Source organism: Indolivaga capnocytophagoides, assembly GCF_036511535.1.
Taxonomy (GTDB): domain Bacteria; phylum Bacteroidota; class Bacteroidia; order Bacteroidales; family Dysgonomonadaceae; genus Dysgonomonas_A; species Dysgonomonas_A capnocytophagoides.
Window position 1 is genome coordinate 4,162,693 of record NZ_AP028867.1, and the last position, 12,047, is coordinate 4,174,739.

Here is a 12,047-nt window from a genome sequence, read left to right on the forward strand (position 1 = left end):
AAAAAGAAGAATTATGAAAAAGATAATAGTTATTGTTAATACTATATTGGTTTTAGGCTTATCCTTTTCAGGTTGTAGCGACCAATTTTTGAAGGATATGTCTCCTTATGATAAATATCCTCCTGAAAAAACATTCGGTAATGATGTCAATATAGACAAATTCATACAGAATATATATTATAATTCATTCAGAGTAAGTGGCATGACCCCTCCTCAATCCTATGGGTTATTAGGAAATTATACAGACATGACAACATATACCGAAGAGAAATGGGGTATAAGCGATAAATTCAATGCCAATAAAGATTTGAAACAATCTTCGGAAGCTGATACTTATTTTGGCTCTAAGCTTTCAACATCTCTATCCAATAATCCGTACACACGTATCCGTAATTGTAACGAAGTGTTGGAAGGTGTTGCAATGTATGGTTCGACATTGACCCCAAGTGTAGCTAAGCAGGCAAAAGGTCAGGCTTATTTTCTAAGAGGGCTTCAACTGTTTGATTTAGTACGTGTATATGGTGGTGTTCCTATAGTTAATAAAGTTTTAGACGCTACTGATTACGAAGGAGCAAAAACTTTTAACCGTTCAAGCATAGAAGAATGTTTTGCGCAGATTGTTGCCGATCTTGATTCAGCTTACGCTTTGCTTCCTACTCGTGCAGAATGGGGTGATGCTCAATATGGACGATTAACGAAAGAAGCTGCACTTGCATACAAAAGTCGAGCATTGCTAGTATATGCCAGTCCAATTTTTAATTCAGATTGGGATAACACAGGAAATCAACGTTGGAAAGATGCCCTGAAGGCTACTCAAGATGCAAAAGCCTTTTTGGATGCTCAAGGATATGGCTTATATGGTACAAATGGCAAAATGTGGGATGAAATGTTCTATAATTTTGATAATAAATGGAACAAAGAAGTCATTATGGTCAAAATGATGTCTAATACAACATCTAATACAGATGAACATAGTGGTTGGCAAAAAGCTATTCGCTTGAAAACAATGGGTGGTAGTGGATCCGGTTATCAGGTTCCGATGGGTATGTTAGAAATTTTCCCTATGGCAGATGGAAAAGAAGCAACGGCAGCTAATGGATATGATGAGTTTCTGTTTTTCAAAAATCGTGATCCACGTTTCTACTACACATTTGCATTCTCGGGAATGAAATGGGGCTATGATGCTGATGCTAATGCTGTAGTTTGGAATTATCGTTGGAGTGATGATAAAAATAAACATTATTATGCAGGTAATATTGGAGGCAGCAGCCCGGCGATTGTGCGAAAAATGGCTGACCCGAAAGAAATAAGTACAGATACTTATAAAGCTGATGGTACTGATATTTATGAATATCGTTATGCTGAATTATTGTTGAATTTAGCAGAATGTTATGCTGCTACAGGTGATGCCACAAATGCTGTTAAGACTATTGGTCTTGTACGTGCACGTGTAGGAATTCCTGCCGGTGATGGAACTTATGGTGTAGGTTCTATTGCTAATAAGAACGAAGCAATCAAGGCTTGTCTTCGTGAGCGTCAGATCGAATTGGCTTATGAAGGTAAACGTTTCTGGGATCTTTGGCGTTGGATGTTGTTTAACGATGATGCTGCATCAGGTAATAATACATGTGCTGCATTGGGACTTGAACCATTAAATGGAAAATATCGCATCGGAAAATATCTGCAAGTAAAAGGCTCTGGATTTTCAAGTACCGATCCTCTGAAAAGTAATGTTGATGCATTTACCCCGATAGATATAAATACTTCTACTAATTTGCAAGCAGATATGAATTCATTAGCGAATTTTTGGAAAACTAATTTTGAATTTAAAGAAACAGAAACACCAGTAGATAATTTGAATAATAAACAGGCATATATCACATGGCGACAGAATTATTATTTGTCTGGTTTACCTTCTGATGTCTTAACGATGAACACATGGTTGCCTCAAAGTTTAGGCTGGTTAGACTATACTGGCGGAGCAGGTACGTTCGATGCAAGAAAATAATATAAATAAAAATCTCCCGAGAATTATTCGAGCATGAATTCTTATAGTTGTTTTATAGTAATTCTCGGGAGATTTGAAATACATAAGTGGTTTTATGATTTGAATAAAGAAACCTAAATATAATTTCTGAATGAAAAAAATAGTGATTGCGAGCACTGCATTTCTTGCTCTGGCTCTTACAAATACTGTATCGGCGCAGTATCCTAAAATTACACCGGAAGTAAAAAAACAGGAGACTGAGTTGATTAAAGCAGCATATGCTCGTTCTGATTCAGCTTTTGCAATAGCTAAACCAATAATTGATCAACAGGCAAAGGAAGGCAGACCCTATATTCCTTGGGCTGCACGACCAACGGATTTACCTCAGGCTGAGATTCCCGCTTTTCCGGGAGCAGAAGGTGGAGGTGCATACAGTTTTGGCGGACGCGGTGGTAAGGTTATAACTGTAACAAGTTTAGCTGATAGTGGTCCGGGATCATTAAGAGATGCTTGCGAACAGGGCGGTGCACGTATCATTGTTTTTAATGTAGCAGGTATAATACATCTGAAATCTCCCTTGATCATACGTGCTCCTTATATCACTATTGCGGGACAAACAGCTCCTGGCGATGGCGTTTGTATTGCCGGTGAAACTATATGGGCTAATACTCACGATGTTGTTGTCCGTCATATGCGTTTCCGTAGAGGCGAAACGTGGGTAGGACGCCGTGATGATAGCTTTGGAGGTAATCCTGTGGGAAATATAATGATCGACCACTGTTCTACAAGCTGGGGATTAGATGAAAATATATCGTTTTATCGTCATATGTTCAATCCTGAAGATGGCTCGAAAGATCTAAAATTACCTACGGTTAACGTTACTATTCAGAATACAATCTCGTCTCAGGCATTAGATACTTACAATCATTCCTTCGGCAGTACTTTGGGTGGCGAAAATTGTACATTTATGCGCAACCTTTGGGCTAATAATGCAGGACGTAATCCGTCTATCGGGTGGAATGGTGTTTTCAATTTTGTAAATAACGTAATTTATAATTGGGTGCATCGTTCAGTTGATGGAGGCGATTATACAGCTCTCTACAATATAATAAATAACTATTATAAGCCCGGTCCGTTGACTCCTAAAAATACTCCGGTCGGACACCGTATTTTGAAACCCGAAGCCGGTCGTAGCAAATTAGGGTATTTTGTTTTTGGTCGTGTATATGCAAATGGTAATGTTGTAGAGGGATATCCTGAGATTAGTGAAAATAACTGGGCTGGAGGTATTCAAGTTCAGGAACAGGCTAATACAGACGGCTATACCGAAAATATGAAATGGGATAAACCGTTTCCTATAGATAATCCATTTCCTATAATGTCAGCTAATGAAGCATACGATTTTGTGATGGATAATGTAGGTGCAACATTCCCCAAACGTGATATTGTAGACCAACGTGTTATAGAACAAGTAAAAACAGGAAAAGTGTATTATGACAAGAACTTAAATCCTGAAGATTTTTACCAATTCGAATATCGTCGTTTACCAAAAGATTCTTATAAATCGGGTATTATTACCGATATTAAACAAGTAGGAGGATATCCGGAATACAAAGGTAAACCATACAAAGATTCGGATAATGATGGTATACCCGATGCATGGGAGATCAAATACGGATTAAATCCGAATGATCCTTTAGATGCTAATGGTGATTTGAGTGGCGATGGTTATACTAATATCGAAAAATATATTAATGGAATAGATCCAACTAAGAAAGTAAACTGGAAGGATCCAAAGAATAATTATGATACATTGGCAAAAAGAAAGAGTCTGATGAACTAAGGTGTCATACAAGTAACATTAACATGCTGGTTTTTTAATTATATTAATGGAAGATATAGGGGTTATCGTAAAGATTTTGATGTGGTTTAGAGTTTTTCATGTATCTAATAAGAAAAAGCGATAACCCCTCTCCATTTTATCAAAAAAAGAAAAATTATGACTCGATTTGGCTTATTCATTATACTCGTATTTAGTTTTGCGATAATTTGGGCTCAGGATAACGATTCCGAATATATAAAGGTTTTGACTCAAAGGTCAGAAAAAATTGTAGATGTGTTGAACCTTACCGATAAATCGGTATATAATAAAGTTGTAGGTGCTGTTGTGGATCAATATAAGAATGTCGGCCGTATAAATGATCGTGCCGAAGATGCTAAAAAACAAACAAAACAGATCACAGATAAAACTGCGAAGGAACTAAAGGTTACGGCTATCGAAAATGAAAGAAATGCTGATCTTTATAATCAATATTGTATGTTTATAGGCAATTTATCTCCTTATCTGGACGAAAAACAGATAACAGCAGTTAAAGACGGGTTGACATACGGAGTCGTAAAAGTAACCTACGATTCGTATTTAGATATGATTCCATCATTGAAAGACTTCGAAAAACAACAGATATACGCATGGCTGGTAGAAGCCCGCGAACATGCTGTTTGTGCATCTTCATCGAAAGACAAGCATGGATGGTTCGGGAAATATAAGGGGCGAATAAACAATTATTTGTCTAAACAAGGCTATGATGTTCAGGCAGAACGAAAAGGCTGGGAAGAAAGATTGAAAGCTCAGGGGAAAAGTCTTTGAGAAGAAAGGATATTATGAAAAAGATTGTATTTATTGTATTATTATCAGCTTGTTTCGGTTTTGTATGCGCTCAATCTCCATTGATTTACAAATCGGATAAGCTTGTTTACACTCGGGATAGTTTAGGTAATAGAATTCCCGATTTTTCGTATGCGGGTTATATGGCTGGCGAAAAAGCTATTCCTAATACTTCTCCGACTATAGTTGTGCCTAGTGTTGCAGACGATGCAACTTCTATTATTCAAGATGCAATCGATTATGTAAGTTCTTTACCACTGAATCAGAATGGATTGAGAGGGATTGTATTATTATCTACGGGAGATTATGCAATCAAATCATCGTTGAAGATAACAACATCGGGAGTAGTGCTTCGCGGATGTGGAGTTGGCAAAACCAGACTCGTTGCAACCGGAAAAGACAGGCGTACGCTTATTAGACTTTACGGAACTGATGATCGTAAAATGGGAGAAACTCACGAAATAATAGATGGTTATGTTCCGGTGAATGCATTTTCTGTAAATATCACTAACACTTCAAAACTACAAAAAGGAGATAAAATATATATTCAGCGGCCATCGGAACAAAGTTGGATAGATAAAATCGGGACGAAACATTTTGGAGGAGGAATAACCTCTTTAGGCTGGAAGCCTTCTGCTACAGATATTTATTGGGATAGAATAATCGTTTCTGTCGAGGGCACAAAAGTAACTTTTGATGCTCCCATAACAACAGCTTTAGACAAATCATACGGAGGTGGCATGCTTATTCCTTATATCTGGAATGGGCGTATATCAAATATCGGTGTCGAAAACTTGACATGCATATCCGAATTTGATAAAAATAATCTGAAAGACGAGGCTCACTCGTGGACAGCAATTACTATGGAGAATCTTCAGGATGGATGGGTAAGAAATGTAAACTTTTTCCATTTTGCAGGTTCTGCCGTTTATGTTGATAATTCGGTAAAACAGGTAACTGTTGAAAATTGTAAATCTTTAGCTCCTGTTTCAGAAATAGGAGGAGAGAGACGTACTTCATTTTTTACAGCCGGTCAGCAATGCCTTTTTCAGAGATTATATGCTGAAGACGGATATCACGATTTTGCAGTTGGATATTGTGCTGCCGGTCCTAATGCATTTGTTCAATGTCATTCTTTTCTGCCTCATAGTTTTAGCGGCGCAATCGACCGTTGGGCATCAGGTATTCTTTTTGATATAGTTAATGTTGAAGGACAAGCTCTAAGCTATAAAAATCATATGCAGGAACGTCAAGGATCGGGATGGACAGCTGCTAATAGTGTATTTTGGCAGTGTTCAGCTTCATTAATCGAATGCTTCAGCCCGCCCACAGCTCAGAATTGGGCATTTGGATCATGGTCTGAATTTTCGGGAGATGGATATTGGCAAGATAGTAATAATAATATTAATCCCCGAAGCCTATATTATGCTCAAAAGAAAGATCGTTTTCCCGATAGTACAGAAGATACAGGATTGATGCCTTTTGAGGGGGAAGCATCCAGTTCTCCGAAAGTAGAAGTGGCAATGGAATTAACTAAACAAGCTTATTCGCCTGCATTGACGTTATCGGAATGGATTGATTCTCTGAATAATAAAAATACAATTTTGGTCAATGTTGCTAGTGCTAAGATCTTTAAACAAGATAAGAAGAAACAGCCTGTAGAAATGAATAAGCCAGCCCTTGAAGTTAAAAATGGCTGGTTAGTCAGAGGAGATTTGGTTCAAACAGGAGGAAAACACGATATCAGTTGGTGGAACGGAAGTGTACAGCCTATTTATCTGGCAAAAACGGCATTGCCACATCTAACCCGATATGTACCCAGTAGAGTTGGTACAGGACTGACAGATGATATCGATTCTGTAGCTAAATGGATGCATGATATGCATATAGTAGCGATAGATCATAATTATGGTTTATGGTATGAAAGACGAAGAGACGACCATGAGCGCATACGCCGCATCAATGGAGATGTATGGCCTCCTTTTTATGAGCAACCTTTTGCCCGTAGCGGACAAGGTACAGCTTATGATGGATTAAGTAAATACGATCTCACTAAATACAACGATTTTTATTGGAATAGACTTAAAAAATTTGCAGACCTTGCCGATCAGAAAGGTTTGGTATTGCTGCATCAAAACTACTTTCAGCACAATATAATTGAAGCAGGAGCACATTGGGCTGATAGCCCCTGGCGTCCGGCAAATAATATAAACAATACAGGTTTTCCCGAACCTGTGCCTTATGCCGGAGATAAAAGAATATTTTTTGCCGAACAATTTTATGATATAGCACATCCTGTTCGTAGAGAATTACACCAAAAATTTATCCGTCAGTGCTTAGATAATTTTAAAGGAAACAATAGCGTAATACAATTAATCAGTGCCGAATATACAGGTCCGTTACATTTTGTCGAATTCTGGTTGGACGTAATAGCCGAGTGGGAAAAAGAAACAGGCGAAAAGCCATTGATTGCATTAAGTACAACTAAGGATGTGCAGGATGCTATTCTGGCAGATCAAGCACGGGCTAAATATGTTAATATAATAGATATTCGTTATTGGCAGCATCGAGCCGATGGTACTACTTACGAACCCAAAGGTGGTCAAAATTTGGCTCCACGTCAGCATGCCCGTCTAGAGAAAGTCGGAAAGGTTTCGTTCGAATCGGTTTACCGTTCAGTAAGAGAATATCGTCAACGTTTTCCCGAAAAAGCGGTAATGTACTATGCTGTACAGTATCCTGAAAATGCGTGGGCTTCATTTATGGCGCAAGGGTCTTTGGCTTGTTTACCTGTTATTTCCGATACTCGTTTTTTACAGGCTGTATCAAAAATGGATGTGGTTGAAAATCAGACTAAAGATGGGCAATATGTATTAGGTAATTCTAATATCGGTTATATTATTTATACCGAAAAACAATCGGTAACAGTAGACCTGTCTTCTGAAAAGGGTACGTATGCAGTTTATCAGATAAATAGTAAAACCGGTGAAGTGAAAGATATAAAACGAAAACTGAAAGGTGGAGGGTTTTTTAACCTCGATGTTTCTCAAAACATAGTTTGGCTGGTAAAGCAATAAAAAATTGAATCAGAAATACTCTATGAAAACAATAACGAATCTTTGGTTGATACTTCTAATGGTAGTAAGTTTTGGAGCGTGTAGTTCCGAAAAGAAAAGTATAGAACCTACTCAGGTATATATGTTTACATCTTTTCACGAACCTGCTACCGAAGGATTGCGCCTACTGTATAGTTACGATGGTTATAAATGGGATAGCATTCCCGGAATTTTTCTTAAACCTGAAGTGGGTACACAAAAGATAATGAGAGACCCTAGTATTGCACGAGGTAAAGACGAAATATATCATTTGGTATGGACATGCAGTTGGAAAGGCGATTTTGGTTTTGGATATTCTTCTTCGAAAGATCTTAAAAACTGGAGCAAACAAGAGTTTATCCCTGTAATGGCTTTCGATACCACTACTGTAAATGTATGGGCTCCCGAAATATTTTACGATGATGCTGCCGATGATTTTATTATAGTTTGGGCATCTACTATTCCGTTCAAGTTTGAAAAAGGAATCGAAGATGAATATAATAATCATCGCCTATATTATACTAAAACCAAAGATTTTAAAGATTTCACGAACGCAGAAGTTATATACGATCCGGGGTTTAGTTCTATCGATGCAGTATTACTTAAGCGTGCCGATTCTGATTATGTAATGGTACTGAAAGACAATACTCGTCCCGAAAGAAATATGAGAGTTGCTTTTGCTAAATCTGCGATAGGACCTTATACCGATCTTTCGCCGAAAACATTTACTGATAATTTTACCGAAGGACCATCAGTAGTGAAGGTGGGTGACGAATGGTTGATCTACTTTGATTCGTATCAGAAAAAAACTTACGAGGCTGTTTCGACAAAAGATTTCAAAACATTTACAAATATCAACGATAAGATTTCTATCCCCGAAGGACACAAGCATGGAACTATATTTATGGCTGACGAGAAGATAGTAAATGATCTGTTGAAAAAATAAGTTTCTTATACTGTAAATATGAATTTATATAGAATAAATAAGCAGATACTAAGCCTTTGTCTGTTCGGGTTGTCTATATCCGCATTTGCGCAAACAAATACAGACGGAGTACATTATACAGGCTCTACTTTATCGAATGTAGACTACCATCACGGACAATTGAGTCCGGCTGTAGGAACGCATAATATTCAGACAATGAGAGCAAGTCGCCTGCACCCTGATAAGACCGACGGCTTGGGTTATACATACAATCATGCTCCGATGTTGGCATATTGGAACGGACAGTTTTATCTTCAATACCTCAATGCACCTGTTGGAGAGCACATGCCTCCCGGAGAGGCTATGTTACAAACCTCGAAAGATGGTTATAATTGGTCGAGGCCGGAAGTTATTTTTCCTAAATACAAAGTGCCCGACGGATATTCGAAGGACGGAAAAGGAACTCCTGCAAAAGATTTATATGCGATAACACATTTTAGAGTAGCTTTTTTTACTTCATCAACAGGACGTCTTTTAGCAATGACTTCGTACGGAGTATGCTTGGATATGAAAGACGATCCGAATGATGGAAACGGCATAGGCAGAGTAATCAGAGAGATTAAAAAAGACGGGTCTTTTGACCCTATTCATTTCATTCGTTACAACCATTCTTTTAATGAAAAGAATACAGACTATCCGTTCTATAAGAAATCAAAAGATAAAGGTTTTGTTCAGGCTTGCGACGAACTGTTAGCTAATCCGTTGTATATGATGCAATGGGTGGAAGAGGCTGATCGTAACGATCCTATTATACCTTTAAAGAAGCCTTATAAAGCATTTAGTTATTATAAATTGAATGACGGACGTACTGTTGGCCTGTGGAAACATGCATTGACTGCTATAAGTAATGATGGTGGTAAAACTTGGCCTGAGAATGCTTACCGAGCACCGGGTTTTGTGAATAGTAATGCAAAAATATGGGGACAGAAAACATCTGACGGTAAGTATGCTACGGTATACAATCCATCGGAATTTCGTTGGCCAATGGCAGTATCGACCAGTGACGACGGGTTGGAATACACCACATTGTATTTAGTGCATGGAGACCTGACACCCATGCGTTACGGAGGCAATTATAAATCGAGAGGCCCTCAGTATATCAGAGGTATACAGGATAATAACGGCACTCCACCCGATGGTAATATGTGGGTAACATATAGTTTGAATAAAGAAGATATATGGGTGTCAAAAGTACCTGTGCCTATTACAGATCAGGCAATGAGTCATGCAGATGAAATATTCAATAATATGCCAGAGGGTAAAGAGTTGAATGTGTGGAATATATACAGTCCGCTTTGGGCTCCTGCAAAAATAGAAAAGCGTGCCGATGGTAAACGTTGGTTGGCTCTTAAAGATTGGGATAAGCACGATTATGCCAAAGCCGAAAGAGTTATACCCGAAGCTAAACTTCTGAATGCTTCATTTTCGGTTATTCCAGAGCAAAACGATAAAGGCAGTTTACAGATAGAGTTTCAGAATGCAAAAGGTGAGGCATGTACACGAATTAGTTTTGATGCTGATGGAATACTGCGAATAAAAAATGGGGCACGATATGGTACATTGTCTCCGTATGTTGCCGGAACTCAATATGATTTTGATATATCATTATCGACACCTACCCGTAGTCTGACAATGAAATTAAACGGAAAAGATATTTCTACTAAGTTATTCTTTAATCCTGTTGAATCGATCAAAAGAGTCGTGTTCCGTACAGGAGATTTACCGCAAGATCCAACACCGGAAACTCCTGCCGATAGATTTACTGATATGTCCGATGCGGATGTAGATGAATCAATGGCAGCATATTATATATCGGGTTTGCATACCAAAGATTTAGGAAATACAGCCGCTATTTTAGTTAGTGATAATTACAAACCGTATGTGGATTATTTCAATGCAATGGAGGACGAAAATGTCGTACAAGCCATACCGAACGCTCAGTCGTGGGATTGGATGAAAGCTAATATACCGTTGTTCGATTGTCCGCAAAAAAACTTCGAAGAAATTTATTACTACCGTTGGTGGTCGTACCGAAAACATATCAAAGATACTCCGGTTGGATATGCGATAACCGAATTTATGGTCGATCGTCCTTATGCAGATAAGTACAATATGATAGCCTGTGCTATCGGTCATCATGTGTATGAAGGACGGTGGTTGCACGATCAGAAGTACGTGAATCAGTATATTCATACGTGGTTTAGAGGCAATGAAGGTCAGCCGATGAAAAAATTGCGAAATTTCAGTAGTTGGACAGCCAATGCTCTATATAACAAATATATGGTAGATGGAGACAAAGCTTATCTGACCGATATGTATCCCGATCTTCAATGGGAGTTTACGCAATGGGACGATCATTTATTACCCAGCGGATTGTATTGGCAGGAAGACGTAAAAGACGGCATGGAAGAACAAATCAGCGGAGGACGGAGAAAGAAATATGCTCGTCCTACTATTAATTCATACATGTATGGAAATGCTAAAGCGCTTGCGGAAATTGCCAAACTCAAAGGTGATAAAGACAATGCAGATAAATATGCAAATAAGGCAGTTCAGATAAAAGATTTGGTAGAGAGTCAATTGTGGAATAAAGACAGTGTTTTTTTCGAAACATTACGTAAACCCGGCGAGTTTGCTTTGGTTAGAGAAGCTATTGGTTATATTCCATGGTACTTTGGTCTTCCATCTGATAAAGAAAATTTTAGTGCTGCTTGGAAACAAGTAACAGATACTAAAGGTTTTTGTGCCCCTTTCGGATTAACCACAGCTGAGCGTCGTCATCCTTTGTTTCGTTCGCATGGATGTTGTCGTTGTGAATGGGATGGGGCAGTATGGCCTTTCGCTTCTTCGCAAACTTTGACGGCAATGGCTAATGTACTGAACAACTATTCCCAAAAGGATGTATTGAACGACAGTATTTATTTTAAAGAAATGGAAACATACGTTCAGAGTCAGTATTATAGGGGAAAACCGTATGTCGGTGAATATCTTGATGAAAAGACCGGTTATTGGCTGAAAGGTGATGAAGAGCGCAGTCGTTATTATAATCACTCTACTTTTAATGATTTAATTATTTCGGGACTGATCGGGTTACGTCCTCGAGCTGACAATGTCTTGGAAGTAAATCCGCTGTTACCGAAAGATAAATGGAATTGGTTCTGCTTGGATAATATATTGTATCACAATCGCATAATCACCATTGTTTGGGACAAAAACGGCGATCGCTACAAACGAGGTAAAGGTTTCTATATATTGGTTGACGGCAAAGAAGTTATTCGTAAGGTTGATATAGAAAAGGTTATATGCAATCTGTAA

Annotated in this window: 6 protein-coding genes; all 6 read left to right on the top strand. The window is 38.3% G+C overall.

Annotation, left to right across the window (positions count from 1 at the left end; all coding sequences use genetic code 11):
- Positions 1-13: 13 nt before the first annotated feature.
- The 6 genes from AABJ51_RS16535 to AABJ51_RS16560 all read left to right on the top strand — a co-directional run bounded on the left by AABJ51_RS16535 (position 14) and on the right by AABJ51_RS16560 (position 12,047).
- Positions 14-2,008, top strand: a complete 1,995-nt coding sequence (locus tag AABJ51_RS16535) for a RagB/SusD family nutrient uptake outer membrane protein (protein WP_338373441.1) — start codon at positions 14-16, stop codon at positions 2,006-2,008.
- 130 nt (positions 2,009-2,138) lie between these two features.
- Positions 2,139-3,830, top strand: coding sequence for a polysaccharide lyase (locus AABJ51_RS16540; RefSeq protein WP_338373442.1), 1,692 nt, complete (start codon positions 2,139-2,141; stop codon positions 3,828-3,830).
- Positions 3,831-3,986: 156 nt separating this feature from the next.
- Positions 3,987-4,634: a DUF3826 domain-containing protein gene (locus AABJ51_RS16545; protein ID WP_338373443.1), complete on the top strand. Its 648-nt coding sequence runs from the start codon at positions 3,987-3,989 to the stop codon at positions 4,632-4,634.
- Between the two features lie 14 nt (positions 4,635-4,648).
- Complete coding sequence (locus AABJ51_RS16550; protein ID WP_338373444.1) at positions 4,649-7,729, top strand: DUF6298 domain-containing protein; 3,081 nt, start codon at positions 4,649-4,651, stop codon at positions 7,727-7,729.
- Positions 7,730-7,751: 22 nt separating this feature from the next.
- The gene (locus AABJ51_RS16555; RefSeq protein ID WP_434781375.1) at positions 7,752-8,693 is read left to right on the top strand and encodes a glycoside hydrolase family 43 protein; all 942 of its coding nucleotides are present in this window, start codon (positions 7,752-7,754) and stop codon (positions 8,691-8,693) included.
- Positions 8,694-8,711: 18 nt separating this feature from the next.
- Complete coding sequence (locus AABJ51_RS16560) at positions 8,712-12,047, top strand: MGH1-like glycoside hydrolase domain-containing protein (protein ID WP_338373445.1); 3,336 nt, start codon at positions 8,712-8,714, stop codon at positions 12,045-12,047.

Excerpts from the sequence above, each read along its gene's own strand:
- AABJ51_RS16535 (WP_338373441.1), top strand. The coding sequence starts at position 14 with ATGAAAAAGATAATAGTTATTGTTAATACTATATTGGTTTTAGGCTTA.
- AABJ51_RS16540 (WP_338373442.1), top strand. The coding sequence starts at position 2,139 with ATGAAAAAAATAGTGATTGCGAGCACTGCATTTCTTGCTCTGGCTCTT.
- AABJ51_RS16545 (WP_338373443.1), top strand. The coding sequence starts at position 3,987 with ATGACTCGATTTGGCTTATTCATTATACTCGTATTTAGTTTTGCGATA.
- AABJ51_RS16550 (WP_338373444.1), top strand. The coding sequence starts at position 4,649 with ATGAAAAAGATTGTATTTATTGTATTATTATCAGCTTGTTTCGGTTTT.
- AABJ51_RS16555 (WP_434781375.1), top strand. The coding sequence starts at position 7,752 with ATGAAAACAATAACGAATCTTTGGTTGATACTTCTAATGGTAGTAAGT.
- AABJ51_RS16560 (WP_338373445.1), top strand. The coding sequence starts at position 8,712 with ATGAATTTATATAGAATAAATAAGCAGATACTAAGCCTTTGTCTGTTC.